Annotated in this window: 25 protein-coding genes; 15 read left to right on the plus strand and 10 right to left on the minus strand. The window is 65.9% G+C overall.

Annotation, left to right across the window (positions count from 1 at the left end):
- Nucleotides 1-86: 86 nt before the first annotated feature.
- From dut to VL15_RS29835, 5 genes are all read right to left on the minus strand, one after another.
- A complete protein-coding gene (gene dut / locus VL15_RS29815) occupies nt 87-533 on the minus strand; it encodes a dUTP diphosphatase (RefSeq protein ID WP_034178823.1) in 447 nt (148 codons plus the stop codon).
- 55 nt (nt 534-588) lie between these two features.
- Complete coding sequence (gene coaBC / locus VL15_RS29820) at nt 589-1,800, minus strand: bifunctional phosphopantothenoylcysteine decarboxylase/phosphopantothenate--cysteine ligase CoaBC (RefSeq protein ID WP_048250295.1); 1,212 nt, start codon at nt 1,798-1,800, stop codon at nt 589-591.
- A 67-nt stretch (nt 1,801-1,867) separates the two neighbouring features.
- Nucleotides 1,868-2,368, minus strand: a complete 501-nt coding sequence (gene lspA, locus VL15_RS29825) for a signal peptidase II (RefSeq protein WP_047898830.1) — start codon at nt 2,366-2,368, stop codon at nt 1,868-1,870.
- 2 nt (nt 2,369-2,370) lie between these two features.
- A complete protein-coding gene (gene ileS / locus VL15_RS29830) occupies nt 2,371-5,208 on the minus strand; it encodes an isoleucine--tRNA ligase (RefSeq protein ID WP_048250296.1) in 2,838 nt (945 codons plus the stop codon).
- A gap of 103 nt (nt 5,209-5,311) precedes the next feature.
- Nucleotides 5,312-6,304, minus strand: coding sequence for a bifunctional riboflavin kinase/FAD synthetase (locus tag VL15_RS29835; protein WP_048250297.1), 993 nt, complete (start codon nt 6,302-6,304; stop codon nt 5,312-5,314).
- A 122-nt stretch (nt 6,305-6,426) separates the two neighbouring features.
- Between VL15_RS29835 and purN the strand changes: the two genes are divergently transcribed.
- The 6 genes from purN to nadC all read left to right on the plus strand — a co-directional run bounded on the left by purN (nt 6,427) and on the right by nadC (nt 13,523).
- Nucleotides 6,427-7,089, plus strand: coding sequence for a phosphoribosylglycinamide formyltransferase (purN, locus tag VL15_RS29840; RefSeq protein ID WP_048250298.1), 663 nt, complete (start codon nt 6,427-6,429; stop codon nt 7,087-7,089).
- Nucleotides 7,086-8,348: an RsmB/NOP family class I SAM-dependent RNA methyltransferase gene (locus VL15_RS29845; protein ID WP_048250299.1), complete on the plus strand. Its 1,263-nt coding sequence runs from the start codon at nt 7,086-7,088 to the stop codon at nt 8,346-8,348. Before purN ends, VL15_RS29845 begins: the two co-directional genes overlap by 4 nt.
- 18 nt (nt 8,349-8,366) lie before the next feature.
- Entirely contained in the window at nt 8,367-9,764 is a 1,398-nt protein-coding gene (locus VL15_RS29850) for a mechanosensitive ion channel family protein (RefSeq protein ID WP_048250300.1), read from the plus strand.
- A 216-nt stretch (nt 9,765-9,980) separates the two neighbouring features.
- A complete protein-coding gene (locus VL15_RS29855; RefSeq protein WP_048250301.1) occupies nt 9,981-11,177 on the plus strand; it encodes an acyl-CoA desaturase in 1,197 nt (398 codons plus the stop codon).
- A 211-nt stretch (nt 11,178-11,388) separates the two neighbouring features.
- Nucleotides 11,389-12,525, plus strand: coding sequence for a quinolinate synthase NadA (gene nadA / locus VL15_RS29860; RefSeq protein WP_048250380.1), 1,137 nt, complete (start codon nt 11,389-11,391; stop codon nt 12,523-12,525).
- Nucleotides 12,525-13,523: a carboxylating nicotinate-nucleotide diphosphorylase gene (nadC, locus tag VL15_RS29865; protein ID WP_080971000.1), complete on the plus strand. Its 999-nt coding sequence runs from the start codon at nt 12,525-12,527 to the stop codon at nt 13,521-13,523. Before nadA ends, nadC begins: the two co-directional genes overlap by 1 nt.
- A 92-nt stretch (nt 13,524-13,615) precedes the next feature.
- On the opposite strand, the gene nadB is transcribed toward nadC, so the two are convergent.
- From nadB to radC, 4 genes are all read right to left on the minus strand, one after another.
- Nucleotides 13,616-15,202, minus strand: coding sequence for an L-aspartate oxidase (gene nadB / locus VL15_RS29870; RefSeq protein WP_048250302.1), 1,587 nt, complete (start codon nt 15,200-15,202; stop codon nt 13,616-13,618).
- 160 nt (nt 15,203-15,362) lie between these two features.
- Entirely contained in the window at nt 15,363-15,530 is a 168-nt protein-coding gene (rpmG, locus tag VL15_RS29875) for a 50S ribosomal protein L33 (RefSeq protein WP_006478046.1), read from the minus strand.
- Between the two features lie 17 nt (nt 15,531-15,547).
- A complete protein-coding gene (gene rpmB / locus VL15_RS29880; protein ID WP_004186391.1) occupies nt 15,548-15,781 on the minus strand; it encodes a 50S ribosomal protein L28 in 234 nt (77 codons plus the stop codon).
- 237 nt (nt 15,782-16,018) lie between these two features.
- Nucleotides 16,019-16,795 (minus strand): RadC family protein, encoded by a 777-nt coding sequence (gene radC / locus VL15_RS29885; RefSeq protein WP_048250303.1) that lies wholly within the window; start codon nt 16,793-16,795, stop codon nt 16,019-16,021.
- On the opposite strand from radC, the gene VL15_RS43635 reads away from it, so the two are divergent.
- From VL15_RS43635 to VL15_RS29925, 9 genes are all read left to right on the plus strand, one after another.
- Entirely contained in the window at nt 16,794-16,919 is a 126-nt protein-coding gene (locus tag VL15_RS43635; protein WP_268991240.1) for a hypothetical protein, read from the plus strand. The genes radC and VL15_RS43635 overlap by 2 nt on opposite strands.
- An 11-nt stretch (nt 16,920-16,930) precedes the next feature.
- The gene (locus tag VL15_RS29890) at nt 16,931-17,386 is read left to right on the plus strand and encodes an FKBP-type peptidyl-prolyl cis-trans isomerase (protein WP_048250304.1); all 456 of its coding nucleotides are present in this window, start codon (nt 16,931-16,933) and stop codon (nt 17,384-17,386) included.
- Nucleotides 17,387-17,388: 2 nt separating this feature from the next.
- The gene (gene ispH / locus VL15_RS29895; RefSeq protein ID WP_034178810.1) at nt 17,389-18,369 is read left to right on the plus strand and encodes a 4-hydroxy-3-methylbut-2-enyl diphosphate reductase; all 981 of its coding nucleotides are present in this window, start codon (nt 17,389-17,391) and stop codon (nt 18,367-18,369) included.
- Between the two features lie 203 nt (nt 18,370-18,572).
- The gene (locus tag VL15_RS29900) at nt 18,573-19,265 is read left to right on the plus strand and encodes an amino acid-binding protein (protein WP_230684561.1); all 693 of its coding nucleotides are present in this window, start codon (nt 18,573-18,575) and stop codon (nt 19,263-19,265) included.
- A gap of 211 nt (nt 19,266-19,476) precedes the next feature.
- Nucleotides 19,477-20,427 (plus strand): branched-chain amino acid ABC transporter permease, encoded by a 951-nt coding sequence (locus VL15_RS29905; protein WP_048250306.1) that lies wholly within the window; start codon nt 19,477-19,479, stop codon nt 20,425-20,427.
- Between the two features lie 18 nt (nt 20,428-20,445).
- Complete coding sequence (locus VL15_RS29910) at nt 20,446-21,615, plus strand: ABC transporter permease subunit (protein ID WP_048250307.1); 1,170 nt, start codon at nt 20,446-20,448, stop codon at nt 21,613-21,615.
- 24 nt (nt 21,616-21,639) lie between these two features.
- Entirely contained in the window at nt 21,640-22,416 is a 777-nt protein-coding gene (locus VL15_RS29915; protein WP_048250308.1) for an ABC transporter ATP-binding protein, read from the plus strand.
- Nucleotides 22,416-23,132: an ABC transporter ATP-binding protein gene (locus VL15_RS29920; RefSeq protein ID WP_048250310.1), complete on the plus strand. Its 717-nt coding sequence runs from the start codon at nt 22,416-22,418 to the stop codon at nt 23,130-23,132. Before VL15_RS29915 ends, VL15_RS29920 begins: the two co-directional genes overlap by 1 nt.
- 329 nt (nt 23,133-23,461) lie before the next feature.
- Complete coding sequence (locus VL15_RS29925) at nt 23,462-24,133, plus strand: DUF2278 family protein (RefSeq protein ID WP_048250312.1); 672 nt, start codon at nt 23,462-23,464, stop codon at nt 24,131-24,133.
- Nucleotides 24,134-24,154: 21 nt separating this feature from the next.
- Here the strand turns inward: VL15_RS29925 and VL15_RS29930 are convergent, their stop codons facing one another.
- A complete protein-coding gene (locus tag VL15_RS29930; protein WP_048250313.1) occupies nt 24,155-24,610 on the minus strand; it encodes a GNAT family acetyltransferase in 456 nt (151 codons plus the stop codon).
- Between the last annotated feature and the right edge of the window lie 9 nt (nt 24,611-24,619).

Raw genomic sequence — 24,619 nt, forward strand, 5'->3', positions numbered from 1 at the left:
ACAGGCTCTCGCCACAAACAAAAATGCCGTTCAGTTGCTTAACTGAACGGCATTAGGCCGCGAGGCCCCTTTTTTTGCTGTGCCGCTCAGTGGCGGCCGGTGCTGCCGAATCCGCCTGCGCCGCGATCGCTTTCGGCGAAGTCGTCGACGATGTTGAACTGCGCCTGCACGACCGGCACGATCACGAGCTGCGCGAGCCGCTCGAACGGGTTCAGCACGAACTCGGTCTGGCCGCGGTTCCACGTCGAGATCATCAACTGGCCCTGGTAGTCGGAGTCGATCAGGCCGACGAGGTTGCCGAGCACGATGCCGTGCTTGTGGCCGAGGCCCGAGCGCGGCAGGATCAGCGCCGCATAACCCGGATCGGCGAGGTGGATCGCGAGGCCCGTCGGCACGAGCGTCGTTTCGCCCGGTTGCAGCGTCACCGGCGCGTCGAGGCAGGCGCGCAGGTCGAGGCCTGCGCTGCCGGTGGTTGCATAGGCGGGCAGGTAGTCGCGCATGCGCGCGTCGAGAATCTTCAGGTCGAGTTTCATGCGGTCGTCGAATCGGTCGGGAAGGGCGCGGCGGCGCTGGCCGCCGCACGGGAGATCAGATCAGGCGGTTGTCGGGCAGGCGCTTCGCGATTTCCGCGACGAGCACATGCGCGAGTTCGTCCTTCGGTGCGCGCGGCAGGCGCGTGAGGCCGGCGGCCTCGAACAGCACGACTTCGTTGTCGTCGCGGCCGAACGTCAGCGGGCCGAGATTGCCGACGAGCAGCGGCACGTTCTTGCGCTTGCGCTTTTCGTCGCCGTGCACGTCGAGGTCGCCGCTTTCGGCCGCGAACCCCACACAGAACGGCGGATCGGGCAGCGCCGCGACGGACGCGAGGATGTCGGGGTTCTCGACGAACGCGAGCGCCGGCATCTTGCGGTCGGCCGTCTTCTTCATCTTGTGCTCGGCCGGCTGGTCGACGCGCCAGTCGGCGACCGCGGCCACCGCGATGAAGATGTCGGCATCGGTGACGGCATGCATCACCGCGTCGTACATCTGCTGCGCGGTCTGCACGTCCTGGCGGTAGACGCCCCACGGCGTGTCGAGCGCCACCGGCCCCGCGACGAGATGCACGTCGGCGCCGGCCTGCTGCGCGGCGCGCGCGAGCGCGAAGCCCATCTTGCCGCTCGAGCGGTTCGTGAGGCCGCGCACGGGGTCGAGCGGTTCGAACGTCGGGCCGGCCGTGATCAGCACGCGCCGGTGCGCGAGCACCTTCGGCGCGAAGTGCGCGACGATCGCTTCATAGATCGCCTCGGGCTCGAGCATGCGGCCGTCGCCGACTTCGCCGCACGCCTGCGCGCCCGAATCCGGGCCGAGCACCGACACGCCGTCCGCGCGCAGTTGCGCGGCGTTGCGCTGCGTGGCCGGGTTTTGCCACATCTGGCGATTCATCGCGGGGACGACGAGCAACGGGCAGTCGCGCGCGACGCACAGCGTCGACAGCAGATCGTCCGCGAACCCGTGCGCGAGCTTCGCGAGGAAGTCCGTCGACGCGGGCGCGATCACGATTGCGTCGGCTTCGCGCGACAGGTCGATGTGCGCCATGTTGTTGTCGATGCGCGCGTCCCACTGGCTCGTGAAGACGGGCCGGCCCGACAGCGCCTGCATCGTGACGGGCGTGATGAACTGGGCGGCGGCTTCCGTCATCACGACCTGCACGGTCGCGCCGGCTTTGGTCAGCAGCCGCGTGAGCTCGGCGATCTTGTAGCAGGCGATGCCGCCTGTCAGGCCGAGAACGAGGTGTTTTCCTGCGAGTTCTGCGTGTGCCAACTCAGGCCTCCAAGGTTCAAACGGGACGGCCGGCGCGAGGCCGGCCGTCGACGCCGAGTATGCGCGCTTAGCGCGAGCCGCGCACGCGACGCAGTTCGTCGTAGATCAGCAGCACCGCGCCGACCGTGATCGCGGAATCGGCGAGGTTGAACGCCGGGAAATGCCAGGCGCCGAGGTGGAAATCGAGGAAGTCGATCACGTGACCGTAGACGAGCCGGTCAATCACGTTGCCGAGCGCACCGCCGAGGATCAGTGCGAGCGACACGCTGAACAGCCGCTGGTGGCCATGGCGCTTCAGCAGGAAGCAGATCACGAGCGTCGCGCCGATCCCGAGCGCGGTGAACGCCCAGCGCTGCCAGCCGCTCGCGGTCGACAGGAAACCGAACGCGGCGCCGCGGTTGTACACCAGCACGAGATTGAAGAACGACGTCAGCGCATGCTGCGCGCCATACGCGAACGTCTTCAGGATTGCGATCTTCGACAACTGATCGAACAGGATCACGATCAGCGAAATGCCGAGCCAGGGCGCAAGCGCGCCGCTGGCCGGTTTCGACAGGGTTTTCGCCATAGTTAAGCAGCGCTCCGGATTTCGCCGTTTTCAAACAGGTTCGAGAAGCAGCGGCCGCACAGCGTCGGATGATCGGCGTGCGCGCCGACATCCTCGCGGTAGTGCCAGCAGCGTTCGCACTTCTGGTACTTCGATGCGGCCACGTCGACGCTTTCCTGCGCTTCGTCGTCGACCTTGACGACGGTTGCGGCCGACGTGATCAGCACGAACTTCAGGTCTTCGCCGAGGCTCGTGAGCGCGTCGTAGCGCGCGCCGCTCGCGTGCACGGCCACTTCGGCCTGCAGCGACGAACCGATGCGGTTCGCGGTGCGTGCTTCCTCGAGCGCCTTCGTCACATTGCCGCGCACGTCGCGCAGCAGCGCCCACTTCTCGATCAGCGCGACCGAGCCGGCGACTTCCGGGTATGCGTAGTACGTTTCCGTGAAGATCGTTTCGCCGGCCGGCTGGAACACCTTCCATGCTTCTTCCGCCGTGAACGACAGGAACGGCGCGAGCACGCGCAGCAGGCCGTGCGTCAGGTGATACAGCGCCGTCTGCGCGGAGCGGCGTGCGCGCGAATCGGCCGCGCTGGTGTACAGGCGGTCCTTCAGCACGTCGAGGTAGAAGCCGCCGAGATCTTCCGAGCAGTACGTCTGCAGTTTCGCGACGACCGGGTGGAATTCGTACTTCTCGTAGTGGCCGAGCAGTTCCGTCTGCAGTTGCTCCGAGAACGCGACCGCATAACGGTCGATCTCGAGCCATTCGTCGACGGGCACCGCGTGCTGCGCGAAGTCGAAATCCGACAGGTTCGCGAGCAGGAAGCGCAGCGTGTTGCGGATGCGGCGATAACCTTCGGTCACGCGCTTCAGGATTTCCTCGGAGATCGCGAGCTCGCCCGAATAGTCGGTCGACGCGATCCACAGGCGGATGATTTCCGCGCCGAGGCGGTTCGCGACTTCATGCGGGTCGATGCCGTTGCCGAGCGACTTGCTCATCTTGCGGCCTTCGCCGTCGACCGTGAAGCCGTGCGTGAGCAGGCCCTTGTACGGTGCGCGGCCGTCGATCATCGACGCGGTCAGCAGCGACGAGTGGAACCAGCCGCGATGCTGGTCCGAGCCTTCGAGGTACAGGTCGGCCGGGAACTGCAGCTGATCCTTGTGCGAGCCGCGCAGCACGTGCCAGTGCGTCGTGCCCGAGTCGAACCACACGTCGAGCGTGTCGCGGTTCTTTTCGTACAGGTTCGCGTCGTCGCCGATCAGCTCGCGCGGATCGAGCGTCTGCCATGCCTCGATGCCCGACTGCTCGACGCGCTTCGCGACTTCCTCGAGCAGTTCGAGCGTGCGCGGATGCAGCTCGCCGGTTTCCTTGTGCACGAAGAACGCCATCGGCACGCCCCACTGGCGCTGGCGCGACAGCGTCCAGTCGGGACGGTTCGCGATCATGCTGAACAGGCGCTGCTTGCCCCACGACGGGTAGAACGCGGTCGCGTCGATGCCTTCGAGCGCCGTTTCGCGCAGCGTCTTGCTGCCGTCGCGCGGCGTCACGTCCATGCCGGCGAACCACTGCGACGTCGCGCGGTAGATGATCGGCGTCTTGTGGCGCCAGCAGTGCATGTAGCTGTGCGTGTACTTCTCGCTGCGCAGCAGCGAGCCGGCGGCGTTCAGCGCTTCGACGATCTTCGGGTTCGCGTCCCAGATCGACAGGCCGCCGAACAGCGGCAGCGATTCGATATAACGGCCGTCGCCCATCACCGGGTTGATGAAGTCCGAATCGGTCATCCCGTGCGCCTTGCAGGACATGAAGTCCTCGATGCCGTACGCGGGCGACGAGTGCACGACGCCGGTGCCGGTGTCGGTCGTCACGTAGTCGCCGAGGTAGACGGGCGCGGTGCGCTTGTAGCCGGGGTGGGCCGATGCGAGCGGGTGGTGGAACCGCAGGTTCGCGAGCTTCACGCCGGGCGCGGTCGCGACGACGCGGCCCGTCAGCTTGAACTCTGCCATGCACGCGGCAACGCGCTCTTCCGCGATGATCAGCAGCCCGCGCTCGGTGTCGACCAGCGCGTAGACGATTTCCGGATGAAGGTTCAGCGCCTGGTTCGCCGGGATCGTCCACGGCGTGGTGGTCCAGATCACGATGCCGCCTTCGGCGCGCGGCAGCGCCGGCAGGCCGAACGCCTGCGCGGTCTTTTCCGGTTCCGCGAACGCGAACATCACGTCGATCGTCGGGTCGGTGCGGTCCTTGTACTCGACTTCCGCTTCCGCGAGCGCCGAGCCGCAGTCGAAGCACCAGTTCACCGGCTTCAGCCCGCGATACACGTAACCCTTCTCGATGATCTTGCCGAGCGCGCGGAGCTCTTCCGCCTCGTTGACGAAGTTCATCGTCTTGTACGGGTTGGCCCAGTCGCCGAGCACGCCGAGGCGCTTGAAGCCGACCTTCTGCTTCTCGATCTGCTCGGTCGCGTACGCGCGTGCCTTGCTCATCACTTCGGCCGCCGGCAGCGACTTGCCGAACTGCTTCTCGATCTGGATCTCGATCGGCATCCCGTGGCAATCCCAGCCCGGCACGTACGGCGCGTCGAAGCCGGCCATGTTGCGCGACTTGACGACGATGTCCTTCAGGATCTTGTTGACGGCATGGCCGAGGTGGATGTCGCCGTTCGCATACGGGGGGCCGTCGTGCAGGATGAACTTCGGCCGGCCCTTGCTGGCCGCGCGGATCTTGTCGTAGAGGCCGCGCTCTTCCCATTCCTTGACCCACTGCGGCTCGCGCTTGGGCAGGTCGCCGCGCATCGGGAACGGCGTGTCGAGCAGGTTGACCGGATACTTGGCCTGCGGTTTCGAATCGGCTTTCTTGTTGCTCATGATGGGATCGCTATCAAATCGGGAGACGCGCGAGCGTCGTGAATCGGGGATGCGCGCGAGTGAGCGGCGCGAGGGTGCGGCGCGCGGGGCGCCGCCGTCCGGATCAGCTAATTCGGTCGGTTGCCGACGTCGCGAAACCCGTCGCGCGGCTGCCCGGCGCACGGTCGCGCTCGACGAAATACGCGCGCGCATTTGCGACGTCCAGTGCGATCGCGCGCGACAGCGCCTCGAGATCGTCGAACTTCGCCTCGTCGCGCAGCTTCTTCAGGAATTCGACGCGGATGAGCTTGCCGTACGCATCGCCGTGCCAGTCGAGCAGGTGGACCTCGAGCAGCACGCGGCCCGAATCGTCGACGGTCGGGCGCAGGCCGAGGCTCGCGACGCCCGGCAGCGGGTCGGGACCGAGGCCGTGCACCTGCACGACGAAGATGCCCGCGAGTGCCGGCCGCTTGTGCGCGATCGGCAGGTTCAGTGTCGGGAAGCCGAGGTCGCGGCCGAGCTTGAGCCCGTGCGCGACGTGCCCGCTGATCGCATAACCGTGGCCGAGCGCCTGCGCGGCGCCGTCGAGATCGCCCGCCGCGAGCGCGGCGCGCACGCCCGAGCTCGAGATGCGCGTGCCGTCGCTGCCGGCCACCGTGCCCATCTGCTCGACCTCGAAGCCGTGCTGCTCGCCGGCCGCCTTCAGCGTGTCGAAGGTGCCCGCGCGCTTCGCGCCATAGCAGAAATCGTCGCCGACCATCATCCAGCGCGTATGCAGCCCGCCGACGAGCGTGCGCTCGACGAACGCTTCGGGCGACTGGCTGGCGAACGTGTGATTGAAGTGCTCGACGACGACGCGGTCGACACCGTGTTCACGCAGCGCCTCGAGCTTGTCGCGCAGCATCGCGATGCGCGGCGGCGCGCCGGCCGGATTGAAGAATTCGCGCGGATGCGGCTCGAAAGTCATCACGCACACGGGCAGGCCGCGCGCGTCCGCTGCCGCGCGCACGCGCGCGAGCAGGGCCTGGTGGCCGCGATGGACACCGTCGAAGTTGCCGATCGTCAGCGCGCACGGGGCGCGGCTCTCGGCGTTGGGCAGGCCGCGGAAGACTTTCACGATAGCGGATGCAGCGTCGGGGAATGGGCGGTGGGATGCCGCAAAGCAGAAGATTATAAACGTTCGGGCGGGCCGGCGGCCGAGAAGGCGGGAAACGCGGGGGCGAATGGTAAAATTCGCGGATGAAAAAACTCGTGATCCTGATTTCCGGTCGCGGCAGCAACATGGAGGCCATTGTCCGCGCGTGCGCGCAGGAACGCTGGCCTGCCGAGGTTGCCGCCGTGATCGCCAACCGGCCCGATGCGGCCGGCCTGGCTTTTGCCGCGTCGCACGGGGTGGCGACCGCGGTGGTCGACCACCGTTCGTTCGATGGCCGCGACAGCTTCGACGCGGCACTTGCCGCGGAGATCGACCGTTTCGCGCCCGATCTCGTCGTCCTCGCAGGCTTCATGCGCATCCTCACGCCGGCATTCGTCAGACGATATGAGGGTCGGTTGCTGAATGTCCACCCGTCGCTGCTGCCGAGCTTCAAGGGGATTCACACGCACCAGCAGGCGCTCGATGCGGGCGTCGCGCTGCACGGCGTGACCGTTCACTTCGTGATTCCCGAACTCGACAGCGGCGCGATCGTCGCGCAGGGCGCGGTGCCCGTGCGTACGGGCGACGACGCGGCCGCGCTCGCGCAGCGCGTGCTGACGGTCGAGCACGTGTTGTATCCGCGCGCGGTGCGCTGGTTCGTCGAGGGGCGCTTGCGCCTCGAGAACGGCCGTGCCGTCGTGGCGCCGGAAGAAGCACGCTGGATTTTCGCGGATCAACCGCAAACCGAAACGAGTGAGGGTGTATGAAGCTGCACGGATTCCTGATTGGCCAGACCGAGACCCTGCTGGCCGAGGTGCTGAAGTTCGCCGGCCCCGCCGACGCGACGACGAGCCGGTTCTTCCGCGCGCACCCGAAGCTCGGGCATGCCGAGCGCGGCGTGATCGCCGAGGCGGTCTTCGCGGTGCTGCGCCGCAAGATGGAGTTTTCGCACCTGGCCGAGAGCGGCACGGGCACGCCCGCGCGGCGTCTCACGCTGCTCGGCCTGATGCAGACGGCCGGCCGTAACGCGCTGCGGCCGTTTTTGTCCGACACCGAGTCCGCGTGGCTCGAGCACGTGTCGAAGATCGATCCGGCGAGCCTGCCGGTGCGCGTGCGCACGAACCTGCCCGACTGGATCCACCAGGCGCTGTCGGCCCGATTCGACGCCGAGGAACTCGCGCAGCTCGCCGCCGCGCTGAACTACCCGGCGCCGCTCGACCTGCGTGCCAACGCGCAGAAGGCGACCCGCGACCAGGTGATCGACGCGCTGCGCGCGAACGGTATCGACGCGGGCGCGATGCCGTTCGCGCCGTTCGGCGTGCGCGTCGTCGGCAAGCCGGCGCTGACGCGCCTGAAGCTGTTCGAGGAAGGCCAGATCGAGGTGCAGGACGAAGGCAGCCAGCTGCTGTGTTCGCTCGTCGCGCCGCGCCGTGGCGAGATGGTCGTCGATTTCTGCGCGGGCGCCGGCGGCAAGACGCTCGCGCTGGGCGCGATGATGCGCTCGACCGGGCGCCTCTATGCGTTCGACGTGTCGGAAAAGCGCCTCGCGAAGCTGAAGCCGCGCCTCGCGCGCAGCGGGCTGTCGAACGTGAACCCGGTGCTGATCGACAGCGAGCATGACGCGAAGATCAAGCGGCTCGCCGGCAAGATCGACCGCGTGCTGGTCGACGCGCCGTGCAGCGGCCTCGGCACGCTGCGTCGCAATCCGGACCTGAAGTGGCGCCAGTCGCGCACCGCGATCGACGAGCTGACGCCGAAGCAGGCGTCGATTCTCGCGAGCGCCGCGCGCCTCGTGAAGAAGGGCGGCCGGCTCATCTATGCGACCTGCAGCGTGCTCGACGCCGAGAACGAGCGCATCGTCGAACAGTTCCTGGCCGATCATCCCGAGTTCGTGCTGGTGCCGGCGCAGAAGGTGCTGGCCGACCAGCGCATCGAGCTCGAGACCGGCGACTACCTGTCGCTGTGGCCGCATCGTCACGCGACCGACGGCTTCTTCGCCGCGGTGCTCGAACGCCGCGTGCAGTAACGACAGGCCGGACGGACGATGGAGAATCTGCAAAGCCGCCTGCTGTCGCACCGGCTGGCGTCGGTGATTCGCGATTTCCACCAGCCGGTGATGATCTGGCAGGCGGCGATCCTCGTCGGCGCGCTGTGTTTCGCGTGGGTGGCCGCGCGCTTCGTGCACGGCCGCATCGATGCGCGCCGCCGGGCGGCCGGACGCGCGCCCGGCGCGGGCGCGCAAAGCCTGAAGCGCGCGTTGTTCCCGTTATTCGGGGGCGTCTTCGCGGGCGCCGCGCAGCTCGCGTTCGACCCGTTCATGTCGACGTCGCTGCTGTCGCTCGCGCTCGTGCCGCTGTTCGGCATCGGGCTGATCTACGTGCTGTTCTTCTTCGCGCGGCGCGTGTTCGCGCGAGATGGCCACACGCATGCGTGGCTGTCGATCGTCGAGAAGATCGTATCGACCATCGTGTGGGCCGCGATGGTGCTGACCGTGCTCGGCATCCAGCGCGACGTGCTCGGCTGGCTCGACAGCGTGCAGTTCCGCGTCGCCAATGCGCACCTGACGCTGCTGTCGCTGATCTCCGGCGCGCTGTGGGTCTGCGTGACGCTGATGGTCGCGATGTGGCTCGGCTCGGTGCTCGAGGATCGCCTCACGCGTGCGAGCACGCTCGATGCGAACCTGAAGGTCGTGCTGTCGCGGGTCGGCCGCGCGCTGCTCGTGTTCGCGGCGATCCTGATCGGGCTGTCGCTCGTCGGCATCGACGTGACGGTGCTCGGCGTGTTCGGCGGCGCGGTGGGCGTCGGCCTCGGCTTCGGGCTGCAGAAGGTCGCGAGCAACTACGTATCGGGCTTCATCATCCTGCTCGACCGCTCGCTGCGGCTCGGCGACGCGATCAGCGTCGGCGGGCTGCAGGGCGTCGTCACGCAGATCCGCACGCGCTACACGGTCGTGCGCGGCCTCGACGGCAACGAGACGCTGATCCCGAACGAGAAGCTGATCACCGACGTCGTGCAGAACCAGTCGTCGTACCTGACGCGCGGTTACGCGAAGGTCGCGGTGCAGGTCGCGTACACGAGCGATGTCGAGCATGCGCTCACATTGCTCGCCGATGCCGCGAAGGGCGTGCCGCGCGTGCTGGCCGAGCCCGCGCCGACCCCGTATCTGGTGAGCTTCGGCGCGGACGGGATCGACCTCGAGCTCGGCTTCTGGATCGAGGATTCGGCGAAAGGCACGTCGGGCGTGCGTTCGACCGTGAACCGCAACATCTGGCGGCTGTTCAGCGAGCACGGGATCTCGATTCCGTTTCCGCAGCGCGAAGTGCGCGTCGTCGGGTTGCCGGACGGCTTTCCCGCGGCGGGTGCCGTGGCCCCGCACGATCCGGCGGCCGGCGGTCCGGCGGCCGGCAACGGCGTGGCGGACGGGCGCGCGCCGGCCGCGTAGGCGCGCAATCGTACCGACCCCGCGGTCGAAACCGGATCGCGGGCCATTCCAAGTCCGCCTCTGGACTGCCCTTGTTGCGTCAGGGCAAGAAAATATTCATTTTTTACAAAGACTTGGAACGGTTGAAGTAAAATTCAGGTCTACACGCGGTATGCTTTCATTTTTCTGACGCCTGCGCGAGCCGGCGTCGCACTCATCTCATCACAGGTAACTGCCTTGTTGAATTCCCTGCTCGATTTTCTTTCCCACGGGCTCCTGCATTTCTCGTGGTGGCAGGTCGCGCTGTTCGCGCTTGCCGTCACGCACGTCACGATCATCGGCGTGACGGTCTACCTGCACCGCTGCCAGGCGCACCGCGCGCTGGAGCTGCATCCGATCGCGAGCCACTTCTTCCGCCTCTGGCTGTGGATGACGACCGGCATGCTGACGGGCCAGTGGGCCGCGATTCACCGCAAGCACCACGCGAAGTGCGAGACCGAGGAAGATCCGCACAGCCCGCAGACGCGCGGCATCTGGAAGGTGTTCCTCGAAGGCGCCGAGCTGTATCGCGCGGAAGCGAAGAACGAAGAGACGATGCGCAAGTTTGGTCACGGCACGCCGAGCGACTGGATCGAACGCAATCTCTACTCGAAGTACCCGATCCTCGGCATCAGCATCATGATGGTGATCGACGTCGCGCTGTTCGGCGTGCTCGGTCTGACCGTGTGGGCCGTGCAGATGGTCTGGATTCCGTTCTGGGCGGCTGGTGTCGTCAACGGCTTCGGTCACTTCTGGGGTTATCGCAACTTCAATTCGGCCGACGCGAGCACGAACCTGTTCCCGTGGGGCATCGTGATCGGCGGCGAAGAACTGCACAACAACCACCACACGTTCGCGACGTCGGCGAAGCTGTCGAACAAGTGGTACGAGTTCGACATCGGCTGGATGTACATCCGCATCATGTCGGCGTTCGGTCTCGCGAAGGTGAAGAAGGTCGCACCGACGCCGCGCCTGAACAAGCCGAAGACGGTGCTCGACCAGGAAACGCTGCAGGCCGTGTTGTCGAACCGCTACGAAGTGATGGCGCGCTACGGCAAGGCCGTGAAGCGTGCGTACGCCCAGGAGCTCGCGCACCTGAAGGAACTCGGTTCGAGCGAGAAGTACCAGCTGATGCGCGGCGCGCGCAAGTGGTTCCACAAGGACGCCGACGGCCTCGACGAGCCGCAGAAGAAGCTGCTGCCGGAAATCTTCGCGAACAGCCAGAAGCTGCACACGTACTTCCAGTTGCGCCAGGATCTCGCCGCGATCTGGGATCGCTCGACCGCGTCGCGCGAACAGCTTCTCGCGCAATTGCAGGATTGGTGCCATCGCGCAGAACAAAGCGGCATCAAGGCGCTGCAGGAATTCGCGACACGCCTGCGTCGCTACGCCTGATTCGAAATCGATTAGAATCTAAGGACGTCACAAACCCCGCGTTGGCGGGGTTTTTTCATTTGAGCCGGCGGTTTTCGAGGTGGCCGTCGGCAGGGTTGAGCTTTGCATGGATCCGGAGTCAGTGCTGAAGCGCTCACGTCGGTCGACCGCGAAGCATTGGGCGGGGGAGCAAGTGCTGGAGCACCCACTCCCGCCGACAGGAGATATGGAGATGCAATCGACGATCAAACCCGTCGAGTACGACCGTCCGATCGCGGCAGGCGCGGTCTGCGGTGTCGGACAGGCATGGGCAAAAGTACCCGATACGCCGTCCCCCGAGGAGCGCGCCGCGCTGAAGGCGCGCATCAAGGCGTTGCTCGTGCGTGAAAAGGCCGTGCTGGTCGCGCACTACTACGTGGATGCCGAATTGCAGGAGTTGGCCGACGAAACGGGCGGCTGCGTTGCCGATTCGCTCGAAATGGCCCGCTTCGGCCGCGATCACGACGCGCAGACGCTGGTCGTCGCCGGCGTGCGCTTCATGGGCGAAACCGCGAAGATCCTGAGTCCGAACAAGCGGATCCTGATGCCCGATCTCGACGCGACCTGTTCGCTCGACCTCGGCTGTCCGGTCGATGAATTCTCGGCGTTTTGCGATGCGCATCCCGACCGCACCGTGGTGGTCTACGCGAACACCAGCGCAGCCGTGAAGGCACGCGCGGACTGGATGGTCACGTCGTCGATCGGCCTCGAGATCGTTGCCGACCTGCACGCGCGCGGCGAGAAGATCATCTGGGCGCCCGATCGCCATCTCGGCAGCTATATTCAGAAGAAAACCGGCGCGGACATGCTGCTGTGGCAGGGCTCGTGCCTCGTGCACGACGAGTTCAAGGGTATCGAGCTCGATCTGCTGCGTGCCGAATATCCGGACGCGAAGGTGCTCGTCCATCCCGAATCGCCGGAAAACGTCGTCGCGCAGGCCGATGTCGTCGGCTCGACCACGCAACTGATCGACGCGGCCGTCAAGTTCGACGCGACGCGTTTCATCGTCGCGACCGATCTCGGCATCCTGCACAAGATGCAGCTCGCGGCGCCCGGCAAGACCTTCATCGCGGCGCCGACGGCCGGCAACAGCGCGACCTGCAAGAGCTGCGCGCACTGCCCGTGGATGGCGATGAACGGTCTCGCGAACCTTGCCGACGTGCTCGAACGCGGTCACAACGAGATCTTCGTCGATCCCGCGATCGGCGAGCGCGCGCGTCTGCCGATCGACCGGATGCTCGATTTCGCGGCCGCGCAGAAAAAGCGCGTGCAGGCGAGCGGCGATCTGCAGCGCGACCAGCAACTGTTCGCGAACGTGGGGGCTGCGTAATGGACGGCCCGCACGCTCACATTCGTTCTCTGTCGATCGGAGTTGGCGCTTCAGCGCTTACTCCGGTCCCATGCACGGCTTCCGCCGACAGGGCGGCCGCCGTCCTTGGGGGCGGTACGACGAGCGCAGTATCCCCGCTGTTCGACATCGTCCGCGAGCAATACGGCGCGGCATTCGAGGACGCGATCGCGCGCAACGTGGCCGATGCTATCGCGGAAGACGTCGGCACCGGCGACCAGACCGGGCGGCTCGTGCCGGCCGGCGGGCATCGCCGCGCGCGCATCATCGTGCGCGAGGAAGCCGTGCTGTGCGGTGTACCGTGGTTCGAGGCCGTTATCGGCCGGATCGATCCGGCGATCGTCGTGCAATGGCGCTATCGGGAAGGCGACCGGATGATGCCCGATTCGACCGTCTGCGAACTCGAGGGGCCGGCGCGCGCGCTGCTGACGGCCGAGCGCAACGGGCTGAATTTCCTGCAACTGTTGTCGGGCGTCGCGACCGCGACGCGCCGTTACGTCGATCGCGTCGAAGGCACACGCGCGAAGATCCTCGATACGCGCAAGACGCTGCCGGGCCTGCGGCTCGCGCAGAAATACGCGGTGCGCGTCGGCGGCGGCGAAAACCAGCGTCTCGCGCTGTATGACGGCATCCTGATCAAGGAGAACCACATCGCGGCGGCGGGCGGCGTCGGCGAGGCGCTCGACGCGGCGTTCGCGCTGCAGTCGGGCGTGCCCGTGCAGGTCGAGGTCGAGACGCTTGCGCAGCTCGACACGGCGCTTGCGCATCGCGCGCAGTCGATTCTGCTCGACAACTTCACGCTCGACATGATGCGTGAAGCCGTGCGCGTGACGGATGGCAAGGCCGTGCTCGAAGTGTCCGGCGGCGTCAATTTCGATACGGTGCGCGCGTTCGCGGAGACCGGCGTCGATCGCATCTCGATCGGCGCACTGACGAAGGACGTGCGCGCGACGGACTATTCGATGCGAATCGTCGACTGACCGAGCGTTAAACGATCAGACGAAAAAGCCGTTGGCGCGCAAACGCCAACGGCTTTTTTCTTGTGCGGCCGAAGCCGGGAAGGGCGTGCCGCTCAGCGGCGCGCGCGCGGCGTGAGTACGCTCGGCAGCGCCTTCGGCAGCGTGTGCGGCCAGTCGCGGCTGTAGTGCAATCCGCGGCTTTCGCGGCGCGAGTGCGCGCTCTTCACGATCAGCGTCGCGACGTCGACGAGATTGCGCAGTTCGAGCAGGTCGCGCGTCACGCGGAAGTTTGCGTAGTACTCGTGGATCTCGTCGCGCAGCAGCGACAGCCGGTGCTTGGCGCGTTCGAGGCGCTTGTCGGTACGCACGATGCCGACGTAGTTCCACATCAGGCGGCGCAGCTCGTCCCAGTTGTGCGCGACGACGACTTCCTCGTCCGCATCCGACACACGGCTTTCGTCCCACGCGGGCAGCGTCGCCAGCGTTTCGGTATCGAAGCCGGCCGCCTCGATCGCCTCGGCCGCCGCGCGGCCGATCACGAGGCATTCGAGCAGCGAGTTGCTCGCGAGCCGGTTCGCGCCGTGCAGCCCCGTGTACGACGTTTCGCCGACCGCATACAGGCCCGCGAGATCGGTGCGCCCGGCGAGATCGGTCACGACGCCGCCGCACGTGTAGTGCGCGGCCGGCACGACGGGGATCGGCTGCTTCGCGATGTCGATGCCGAATTCGAGGCAGCGCGCGTGGATCGTCGGGAAGTGTTCGCGCAGGAACGCTTCCGGCTGATGGCTGATGTCGAGATACACGCAGTCGATCCCGCGCTTCTTGATCTCGAAGTCGATCGCGCGCGCGACGATGTCGCGCGGCGCAAGCTCGGCGCGCGCATCGTGCGCGGGCATGAAGCGCGTACCGTCCGGCAGCTTCAGCAGGCCGCCTTCGCCGCGCACGGCCTCGGAAATCAGGAACGATTTCGCATATGGATGGAACAGGCAGGTCGGGTGGAACTGGATGAATTCCATGTTCGACACGCGGCAGCCCGCGCGCCACGCCATCGCGATGCCGTCGCCGGTCGCCGTGTCGGGGTTCGTCGTGTACAGGTAGACCTTGCCGGCGCCGCCCGTTGCGAGCACCGTATGCGGCGCCTCGATCGTGATCGTGCGGTCGTTGTCGACGTCGAGCGCATACAGGCCGTGACAGCGGCGGCCGGGCAGGCCGAGCCGGTCCGACGTGATCAGGTCGATCGCGTGATGGTTTTCGAAGAACGTGATGTTCGGATGCTGGCGCGCGCGCTCCGACAGCGTCGCGAGCACCGCATGGCCGGTCGCGTCGGCCGCGTGGATGATCCGGCGGTGACTGTGGCCGCCTTCGCGCGTCAGATGGAAACCGAGTTCGGCCGCGTCGTCCTTCGTGAACGGCACGCCTTGCGAGATCAGCCATTCGATCGCTTCGCGGCCGTGTTCGACGATGTAGCGCGTCGCGCCTTCGTCGCACAGGCCGCCGCCGGCGACCAGCGTGTCGTCGACGTGGTTCTCGATGCTGTCCGCCGAATCGAGGACGGCCGCGATGCCGCCCTGCGCGTTATCGCTTGCGCCCTCCATCATCGAACGTTTCGCGATCAGCGCGACGCGTCGCGTGCTGGCCAGATTGAGTGCGACCGACAGCCCTGCCAGGCCGCTGCCGACGATCGCCACGTCGAATTTCATGCTGCATCTCCATCATTACGCTTTTGATCTTGTGCGTTCCGGCGGCCGTGGCCGCGGAAAGGGGAGAGCATACCGCGTCGGGCACGAGCGTGCGCGCAAAACAAAAAGCCCCGCATGTGCGGGGCTTTTCTTTCGCCGTCAGGCTGGCAGAAACCGGAGATTACTTGATCTTGGTTTCTTTGTATTCCACATGCTTGCGGACGACGGGATCGAACTTCTTGATCGCCATCTTTTCCGGCATGTTGCGCTTGTTCTTCGTGGTCGTGTAGAAGTGACCCGTGCCAGCGGTCGACTCGAGCTTGATCTTGTCGCGTGCGCCTTTTGCCATGATTGTGCTCCTTGGGCTTAGGCTTCGCCGCGTGCGCGCAGGTCAGCGAGCACGGAATCGATGCCGTTCTTGTCGATCAGGCGCAGGCCGGCGTTCGAGACGCGCAGGCGCACCCAGCGGTTTTCGCTCTCTACCCAGAACCGGCGGTTTTGCAGGTTCGGCAGGAAGCGACGCTTGGTCTTGTTGTTGGCGTGGGAAACGTTGTTGCCGCTCATCGGCGCTTTCCCAGTTACTTGGCATACGCGTGCCATGAGAGCACTCCTAATACGCTAAATTCGGGGTTCGATCGCCGGTGAAGGTTCCATCGCACCGCCACGTGATCCATGGCTGCACTCAGAACGCCGTAGCCCTTACAGACAAGGCCCTTCGATGGCTAGAACTGGTTGGAAAAAATACAGACGGCGATTCTAGCAGAAAAAGTTCAGGAAAATCAAACCTAATTTCGAATCGTCGTTGCGGCGCCCTGGGGCGGGCCGCCGCGCCACAGTCTACAACCAACCGGCACGCGCGAACGAAAAAGTGTCGCTGGTGCCGACGACGACGTGATCGAGCAACTGCACGTCGACGAGTTGCAGGGCGTCGCGCAGCGAGCGGGTCAGGCGGCGGTCTTCCGCGCTCGGCTGCACCGCGCCCGACGGGTGGTTGTGCGCGACGATCAGCGCCGCGGCGTTCTGCTTCAGCGCGCGGCGCACGATCTCGCGCGGGTAGACGGCCATGCGCGTCAGCGAGCCGCGCGCGCTTTCTTCCGTATCGATGAGGCCGTGACGGGCATCGAGATACAACGTGACGAACACTTCGTACGGGCGCGTGCCGATCATGAGCCGCAAAAAATCCTCGACCGCGCCCGGGGAGCCGATCTGCATCCGTTCGGGCGCCTTTTCGGCAAGCGCGCGCCGCACGAGTTCGGTCACCGCGATCAGCCGCGCCGATCGCGCGACGCCGATGCCGGGATGCGTTTCGAATTCGTCGGGATCGGCATCGAGCATCCGGCGCAGCGAGTCGCCGAACCGTTCGAGCAGCGCGCGGGCGCTGACGAACACGTCGTGCCCGCCGCCGCCCGTGCCGAGCACCAGCGCGATCAATTCGGCGTCCGTCAACGCAGCCGGCCCGCGCTCCAGCAGCCGTTCGCGCGGCAGATGGGGCTGCCAGTTCGGCGGGCGGCGCTTGCGCGGCCCGCCAGCACGGTTGCGGCGGGCCGGATCGGCCGGCGCATCGGCGGTGTCGCGGCATTCGGCCGGCGGCAGGGTGGGGCACGGTGACAGCATGGTCGAAACTCCATTGGCGGCGGGCGGTGTGCGCGACGTCGTCGCACTTTCCGCCTTGCGCGCTCAGGTGACTTACAATATTGGCTTTGCGCCGGGCCTTTCGGCCGTTTCGGGCGCCGACTGAACGAGTAATTCATGAGCCTCATCGATCTATCCGAAGTGAAGCCCGGTTCCCACGTCACGTTGCATTACCGGCTGGCACTGGCCGACGGCGCCGACATCGTCAACACCTTCTCCGACAAGCCGGCCACGCTGTTGCTGGGCGCGGGGCAACTGGCGCCCTCGCTGGAACAGATTTTGATGGGGCTCAGGGTCGGCGACCACTCGACTTTTCAGCTAACGCCCGAACAGGCGTTCGGTCCCCGTAATCCCGACATGCTCCAGCGCGTGACGCTGTCGACGCTGCGCGAGAACGGGATGGTCGGCGACGATTTCACGCCGGGCGAGCTGATCGAGTTCAACGCGCCGGACGGTGGCCGGTACGCGGGGGTGCTGAAGGAAGTCAGCGAGACCTCCGCGCTGTTCGACTTCAATCATCCGCTCGCGGGCCAGGCGCTCACGTTCGAAGTGAAAATCATCGGAATCCTGTAATCATGAGTACCACCGACACGCTGTCCGGGCAGACCGTTGCCGCCGATGCCGAAATCCTGCTGGCCCAGCCGCGCGGTTTCTGCGCAGGCGTCGACCGCGCGATCGAGATCGTCGAGCGCGCGATCGCGATGCACGGTGCGCCGATCTATGTCCGCCACGAGATCGTCCACAACAAGTACGTGGTCGAGGATCTGAAGAAGAAAGGCGCGATCTTCGTCGAGGAACTCGAGGAAGTGCCGGCCGGCAACACCGTGATCTTCAGTGCACACGGCGTGTCGAAGGCCGTGCGCGACGAGGCCGACGTGCGCGGGCTGCGCATTTACGACGCAACCTGCCCGCTCGTCACGAAGGTGCACGTCGAGGTGGCGAAGATGCGCCAGGACGGCGTCGACATCGTCATGATCGGGCACAAGGGCCATCCTGAAGTCGAAGGCACGATGGGGCAGGTCGAGCGCGGCATGCATCTCGTCGAGAGCGTCGAAGACGTGCAGAAGCTCGAGCTCGCCGATCCCGAGCGCATCGCGCTCGTCACGCAGACGACGCTGTCCGTCGACGATGCGGCCGAGATCATCGCGGCGCTGAAAGCGAAATATCCGAAGATCCGCGAGCCGAAGAAGCAGGACATCTGCTACGCGACGCAGAACCGTCAGGACGCGGTGAAGTTCATGGCGCCGCAGTGCGATGTCGTGATCGTCGTCGGGAGTCCGAACAGCTCGAATTCGAGCCGCTTGCGCGAAGTGGCCGAGAAGCGCGGCGTGGACGCGTACATGGTCGATGCGCCGGACCAGATCGATCCGGCATGGGTCGCCGGCAAGCGTCGCATCGGCGTGACGGCCGGCGCGTCGGCGCCCGAAGTGCTCGCCCAGGCCGTGATCGCGCGGCTGCGCGAGCTCGGCGTGCGCAATGTCCGCGCGCTCGACGGCATCGAGGAAAACGTGTCGTTTCCGCTGCCGCGCGGGTTGAACCTGCCGCCCGCCGCCTGATTGCCGCATCGCACCTGCGGAACACCAAAGCGCGCCTCCGGGCGCGCTTTTTTTTGCGTATAGAAATTGTAATTGCAACCGTAATTCATAATCGCGGTGCAACCCGGTTGCTCTCGCCGTTCCGGACCGTCTCTCAAAATTGGTTGCAATGCAGGAAAACCCCATCGAATCAGGATTATTGGCGGCCTATAAATGGAGTTACAATGCGCCCGTTTTCAGGTCTGAATGGCTTTGAAATCGGTTTTTGGCAAGGCGCGGGAGACCATTCAATGCATGTGAAGTTGGCTTACGCCGTGTCCGTCGCCGCACCGGTTGCAATGATTGCCGGTCGCAGCAAAAAGAGCGACGACGAGGCGGGTAGGGAGGCAGCGGTGCTCGCGTCACCGCCGGTCAGCGGCGTGCGCGTCGCCGGAACCGGTCGTGCGTTGCCATCGGCATGCCGTATCGCGCAATTGGGCAAGGACAAGGAAAACGGGGCACGTTTGACGATCGACGAAATCAACGCGCTTGGCCTGACGGCCGGTCCGGCAGCGGGCATGCAGGTTGCGTCGCCGCGGGCCGCCGGTCACGGCGATGCCGGCAACGTGCGGATGTCGCCGGCCCCCCTTCATTTCGAATCGACGAAACAGCATGCCGCCGCGACCGATCGTGTCGCGGCGCGCGCTCTGGTTCGTGTGACGGATTCCGCTGCGGTTCCGACGACAGTCGGGCGCAACCTTCGCGATGCCTTGCCGGGCGACGCGGCGCGGAACCTGATTTGCCCGGGTGCGATGCCTGCATCGCTCCGGATGGAAAAAGGCACGGGCGCCGGGCAACCGGGCGCCGGCCGTTTCAGCATGCTGTCGTACGACTTCAAGGAGGCCACGAACACCGTCCTCGATGTCGTGACGATTTAGCGACGGGACTCATGACGGCACCGGGACAGTGCGGTGCCGTTTTTGTATCCGCTCCGGCGGCAGGTCCGGCCGTACAGGCCGGGCGGCGCGCGCCGGGACGATCCACCCTTACCGGTATCGACTAGTACTCGCAGTGTCGCCGAGAAGGCGCGATTCCTCGCTTACCCGCGGGGCGCAACGTCCTCCGGCAGCACGGGCCAAGGAGCTTTAAATGGATATTTTCGTCCAGCAGGTTCTCAACGGACTGGTGCTCGGCAGTGTGTACGCCATCATCGCGTTGGGTTACACGATGGTGTACGGCATTCTCGGCATCATCAACTTCGCGCACGGCGACGTGCTGATGATTGGCGCGATGGTCGCCCTGTCAGCCATTACCGTGCTGCAGAACCATTTCCCCGGACTCGGCAACGTCGCGACGCTGGCGATCGGCCTGGGCATCGCCGCCGTCGTCTGTGCGTTCGTCGGCTTCACGATCGAGCGGGTCGCCTACCGGCCGCTGCGCCGCGCGCCGCGCCTCGCGCCGCTGATCACCGCGATCGGCGTGTCGATCCTGCTGCAGACGGCCGCGATGATCATCTGGTCGCGCAACCCGCTGCCGTTCCCGCAATTGCTGCCGACCGATCCGATCAACGTGATCAAGGCCACCGACACGACGCCCGGCGCCGTGATCTCGGTGACTGAAATCGTGATCATCGCGGTGGCGTTCATCGTGATGGGCGGCCTGCTGCTGCTCGTGCACAAGACCAAGCTCGGCCGCGCGATGCGCGCGATCGCCGAAAGCCCGAACACCGCGAGCCTGATGGGCGTGAACCCGAACTTCGTGATTTCCGCGACGTTCATGATCGGCTCCGCGCTCGCCGCGCTGGCCGGTGTGATGATCGCGTCCGAATACGGCAACGTGCACTTCTACATGGGCTTCATTCCCGGCATGAAGGCGTTCACCGCCGCGGTGCTGGGCGGGATCGGCAACCTCGGTGGCGCAATGGTCGGCGGCGTGCTGCTCGGCCTGATCGAGCAGCTCGGTGCCGGCTACATCGGCAACCTCACGGGTGGCGTATTCGGCAGTAACTACCAGGACGTGTTCGCCTTCATCGTGCTGATCATCGTGCTGGTGTTTCGTCCGTCGGGCCTGCTGGGCGAACGTGTCGCGGATCGCGCGTAACGGAAGGGAGCAAACAACATGACATCCATTCAACCGATCGAATCCTCGACGTCGCTCGTCGAAGAGCGCAACACCACCAAGACCGTCATCATCGGCGTCCTGACCGCTGCGTTCGTGATCGCCGCGCCGATCATCATCGGCTCGGCCGGCGGCAACTACTGGGTCCGTGTGCTCGACTTCGCGATGCTGTACGTGATGCTCGCGCTCGGCCTGAACGTCGTGGTCGGCTTCGCCGGCCTGCTCGACCTGGGCTACATCGCGTTCTACGCGGTGGGCGCGTACACGGCGGCATTGCTGAGCTCGCCGCACCTGACGTCGCAGTTCGAGTGGATCGCGGCCCTCGCGCCCGGCGGATTGCACATCCCGTTCCTGATCATCGTGCCGATCGCGATGGCGCTCGCGGCGACCTTCGGGATCCTGCTCGGCGCACCGACGCTGCGACTGCGCGGCGACTACCTGGCGATCGTCACGCTCGGCTTCGGCGAAATCGTCCGGATCTTCATGAACAACCTCGACCGTCCGGTGAACATCACCAACGGCCCGAAGGGGATCACGGGCATCGATCCGGTACATGTCGGCGGCTTCAACCTGTCGCAGACGCACTCGCTGTTCGGCCTCCAGCTGCCGTCGGTCTACATGTACTACTACCTGTTCGTGCTGTGCTCGCTGCTGGTGATCTGGACGTGTACGCGTCTGCAGCACTCGCGCATCGGCCGCGCATGGGCGGCGATCCGCGAGGACGAGATCGCGGCAAAGGCGATGGGCATCAACACCCGTAACGTGAAGCTGCTCGCGTTCGCGATGGGCGCGTCGTTCGGCGGCCTGTCGGGCGCGATGTTCGGTTCGTTCCAGGGCTTCGTGTCGCCCGAGTCGTTCACGTTCTGGGAATCGATCGTCGTGCTGGCCTGCGTGGTGCTCGGCGGCATGGGCCATATCCCGGGCGTGATCCTGGGTGCGGTGCTGCTCGCGATCTTCCCGGAATTCCTGCGCTCGACGATGAGCCCGCTGCAGCATGCGCTGTTCGGTCATGACATCGTCGATACGGAAGTGATCCGACAGGCGCTGTACGGCCTCGCGATGGTGATCATCATGCTGTATCGCTCGGAAGGCCTGTGGCCCGCGCCGAAGCATGAGGACAAGATCGCGAAACTGGCGAAGCGCGCCAGCAAGAAGCCGGTGCGCGCCTAACCTACGGACACAGAGGATATACACATGAGCGACAAGCAAATCCGACTGTCCGTGCAGGGCGTGAACAAGCGCTTCGGCGGCCTGCAGGCACTTTCCGACGTCGGCCTGCAGATCAAGGAAGGCGAGATCTACGGCCTGATCGGCCCGAACGGCGCCGGCAAGACGACGTTCTTCAACGTGATCACGGGCCTGTACACGCCGGATTCCGGCGATTTCAAGCTCGACGGCCAGAACTACACGCCGACGGCGGTGCACCAGGTGGCGAAGGCCGGCATTGCGCGCACCTTCCAGAACATCCGCCTGTTCGGCGGGATGACGGCCCTCGAGAACGTGATGGTGGGCCGCCACGTGCGGACCAAGCACGGTCTGCTCGGCGCGGTGTTCCAGACGCCGGCCGAACGCCAGGAGGAGCGCGAGATCAAGGAGCGCGCGATCGAGCTGCTCGAGTATGTCGGCGTGCTGCAGTACGCCGACTACACGTCGCGCAACCTGTCGTACGGCCACCAGCGCCGTCTCGAGATCGCGCGCGCGCTGGCGACCGACCCGAAGCTGCTCGCGCTCGACGAGCCGGCGGCCGGGATGAACGCGACCGAGAAGGTCGAACTCACGCGCCTGCTCGACAAGATCCGTTCGGACGGCCGCACGATTCTGCTGATCGAGCACGACGTGAAGCTCGTGATGCACTTGTGCAACCGGATGACGGTGCTCGATTACGGCAAGGTGATCGCCGAGGGTCTGCCGCAGGACGTGCAGAAGAATCCGAAGGTGATTGAGGCATATCTCGGCGCAGGGGTGCACTGATGGCAGCGGCAATGTTGAAAATCAAGGGCTTGCAGGTCAACTACGGCGGCATCCAGGCCGTCAAGGGCGTTGACATGGAAGTCCGTCAGGGCGAGCTCGTGACGCTGATCGGCGCGAACGGTGCAGGCAAGACCACGACGATGAAGGCGATCACGGGTCTCAAGCCGTATTCGGCGGGCGACATCGAGTACGACGGCAAGTCGATCAAGGGCGTGCCGTCGCACGAACTGCTCAAGCGCGGCCTCGCGATGGTGCCGGAAGGCCGCGGGATCTTCGCGCGGATGTCGATCATCGAGAACATGCAGATGGGCGCGTACCTGCGCAACGACAACGACCAGATCAAGAAGGACGTCGACCGCATGTTCGGCTTCTTCCCGCGCCTGAAGGAACGGGCGACGCAGCTCGCGGGCACGCTGTCGGGCGGCGAGCAGCAGATGCTGGCGATGTCGCGCGCGATCCTGTCGAAGCCGAAGCTGCTGCTGCTCGACGAGCCGTCGATGGGGCTGTCGCCGATCATGGTCGAGAAGATCTTCGAAGTGGTGCGCGAGATCTCGAAGGAGGGCATCACGGTGCTGCTCGTCGAACAGAACGCACGACTTGCACTGCAGGCGGCCGACCGCGGCTACGTGATGGACTCGGGCATGGTCACGATGGAAGGCGATGCGAAGCAGATGCTCGACGATCCGAAGGTGCGTGCCGCGTATCTGGGCGAATGAGCGAGTGAATGAGCGGGCCCGGTGACGCGTAGCGGCAGATGCCGCGCGCGCCGCACCAGGGCTTTCGAAAGGCTGTCACGGAATGCCGTGACAGCCTTTTTTTTCGTGTTCGGCGATTCGGGTCGAACTGTGCGCGCGGAGGCGACTCCATTCGACAGTTGCGCCGTGCATGCGGCGCGGGAAACGATGGGGGCAGCCCGATGCCAGTCGTCCGACACCGGCCGCCCGATGCCGGTCGCCCGACACCGGCCGTCCGATGCCGGCCGCCCTCAAACCGACACGCGGGCCGCCTACCATCGACGGCCCATCGGCACACGGAGAACACACGCATGAGTCTGGATTACGGTTTCGTGAAGGCGAAGGTGACGTCGGTGGCGCAGTTGAAGGGCTCGCCGCACGGCAGCGAGATTCAATATCACATCCACCTGACGCTGGCGCTGCCAGCCGGCGACTGGGATGTCGCGATCAACGTCGGCACGAGCGACGCGGACGACCTGTTGAACTACAAGCTCGTCTACGATTTCCACCATCCCGTCACGCAGATGCTCGCGGCCGCGGCCGAAGGCTACACCGACCTCACGGGGCAGACCGCGCTGCCCGCGCTCGACTACCTGCGCAGCGACATCCTGAACGAGACGGGCGCATGGCGCGCGAGTGCGGTGATGGACGGCACCGAGAATCCGGAGCCGATTCCGTCGCTACTGCGGCTCGTGAGCACCGCGCAGTCGCAGGGCCTCGACGTCGTCGTGTTCGGCCGCACCTATGCGGAAGGCAACGGGATCCACGACACGCACATGAACCAGGGTTCGACGGGCCCGAACTACCTGCATCGCGCGGGCGACGACCATAACGACCACAACGACGTATGGCAGGACGGCGCGCTGATCGTGCGCGTGAGCGATACGCAGTGGGCCGCGTATTTCGCGGCGTTCGAACAGCAGGCCGTGCCGACCGACGCGCTCGGCAATCCGCTGCCGGGCGCGGGGCCGATCACGCGCTGATATAGGCCGCTGGCGGCTGCATCACGCGGCCGGCAGCATCTTGCCGAACGAGATGCGCTCCTCGACGCGATAACCGAGTGCCGCATAGAAGCGGCACGCGTCGTCGTTGCCGGGCAGCACCTGCAGGTTGATCTTCAGGCAGCCGCGTGCGGCGAGCGCGCTTTCCGCGTGCGCGATCAGAGCGCGGCCGACGCCGAGCCGCCGCGCGTCGTTCGCGACGCCGAACGAATAGAGCCAGCCGCGATGGCCGTCGAAACCCGCCATCAGCGTGCCGACGACGCGCGCGCCGCTGGTCGCGACGAAGAACAGCTCGGGCTGCGTCGCAAGCTTCAGCTCGATCGATCGCAGCGGATCGCGATGCGGCGGTGCGTCGGCTTCTTCGTACTGCGGGAACGCGTCGCGCCATACCGTGAGCACGGCATCGGTGTCGGCGCGTTCGAACGGGCGGATAGCGACAGCATCGGCGGCGGCATCCATCGTGGCGGT

This window comes from Burkholderia cepacia, assembly GCF_001039005.1.
In the GTDB taxonomy this organism is placed as follows: domain Bacteria; phylum Pseudomonadota; class Gammaproteobacteria; order Burkholderiales; family Burkholderiaceae; genus Burkholderia; species Burkholderia theae.

What these genes read in the sequence shown, in the direction of transcription:
- dut (WP_034178823.1), bottom strand. Translation starts at nt 533, where the DNA reads ATGAAACTCGACCTGAAGATTCTCGACGCGCGCATGCGCGACTACCTG.
- lspA (WP_047898830.1), bottom strand. Translation starts at nt 2,368, where the DNA reads ATGGCGAAAACCCTGTCGAAACCGGCCAGCGGCGCGCTTGCGCCCTGG.
- ileS (WP_048250296.1), bottom strand. Translation starts at nt 5,208, where the DNA reads ATGAGCAACAAGAAAGCCGATTCGAAACCGCAGGCCAAGTATCCGGTC.
- purN (WP_048250298.1), top strand. Translation starts at nt 6,427, where the DNA reads ATGAAAAAACTCGTGATCCTGATTTCCGGTCGCGGCAGCAACATGGAG.
- VL15_RS29845 (WP_048250299.1), top strand. Translation starts at nt 7,086, where the DNA reads ATGAAGCTGCACGGATTCCTGATTGGCCAGACCGAGACCCTGCTGGCC.
- VL15_RS29850 (WP_048250300.1), top strand. Translation starts at nt 8,367, where the DNA reads ATGGAGAATCTGCAAAGCCGCCTGCTGTCGCACCGGCTGGCGTCGGTG.
- nadA (WP_048250380.1), top strand. Translation starts at nt 11,389, where the DNA reads ATGCAATCGACGATCAAACCCGTCGAGTACGACCGTCCGATCGCGGCA.
- nadC (WP_080971000.1), top strand. Translation starts at nt 12,525, where the DNA reads ATGGACGGCCCGCACGCTCACATTCGTTCTCTGTCGATCGGAGTTGGC.
- nadB (WP_048250302.1), bottom strand. Translation starts at nt 15,202, where the DNA reads ATGAAATTCGACGTGGCGATCGTCGGCAGCGGCCTGGCAGGGCTGTCG.
- rpmG (WP_006478046.1), bottom strand. Translation starts at nt 15,530, where the DNA reads ATGGCAAAAGGCGCACGCGACAAGATCAAGCTCGAGTCGACCGCTGGC.
- rpmB (WP_004186391.1), bottom strand. Translation starts at nt 15,781, where the DNA reads ATGGCACGCGTATGCCAAGTAACTGGGAAAGCGCCGATGAGCGGCAAC.
- VL15_RS43635 (WP_268991240.1), top strand. Translation starts at nt 16,794, where the DNA reads ATGGTCGAAACTCCATTGGCGGCGGGCGGTGTGCGCGACGTCGTCGCA.
- radC (WP_048250303.1), bottom strand. Translation starts at nt 16,795, where the DNA reads ATGCTGTCACCGTGCCCCACCCTGCCGCCGGCCGAATGCCGCGACACC.
- VL15_RS29890 (WP_048250304.1), top strand. Translation starts at nt 16,931, where the DNA reads ATGAGCCTCATCGATCTATCCGAAGTGAAGCCCGGTTCCCACGTCACG.
- ispH (WP_034178810.1), top strand. Translation starts at nt 17,389, where the DNA reads ATGAGTACCACCGACACGCTGTCCGGGCAGACCGTTGCCGCCGATGCC.
- VL15_RS29900 (WP_230684561.1), top strand. Translation starts at nt 18,573, where the DNA reads ATGCGCCCGTTTTCAGGTCTGAATGGCTTTGAAATCGGTTTTTGGCAA.
- VL15_RS29905 (WP_048250306.1), top strand. Translation starts at nt 19,477, where the DNA reads ATGGATATTTTCGTCCAGCAGGTTCTCAACGGACTGGTGCTCGGCAGT.
- VL15_RS29910 (WP_048250307.1), top strand. Translation starts at nt 20,446, where the DNA reads ATGACATCCATTCAACCGATCGAATCCTCGACGTCGCTCGTCGAAGAG.
- VL15_RS29915 (WP_048250308.1), top strand. Translation starts at nt 21,640, where the DNA reads ATGAGCGACAAGCAAATCCGACTGTCCGTGCAGGGCGTGAACAAGCGC.
- VL15_RS29920 (WP_048250310.1), top strand. Translation starts at nt 22,416, where the DNA reads ATGGCAGCGGCAATGTTGAAAATCAAGGGCTTGCAGGTCAACTACGGC.
- VL15_RS29925 (WP_048250312.1), top strand. Translation starts at nt 23,462, where the DNA reads ATGAGTCTGGATTACGGTTTCGTGAAGGCGAAGGTGACGTCGGTGGCG.
- VL15_RS29930 (WP_048250313.1), bottom strand. Translation starts at nt 24,610, where the DNA reads ATGGATGCCGCCGCCGATGCTGTCGCTATCCGCCCGTTCGAACGCGCC.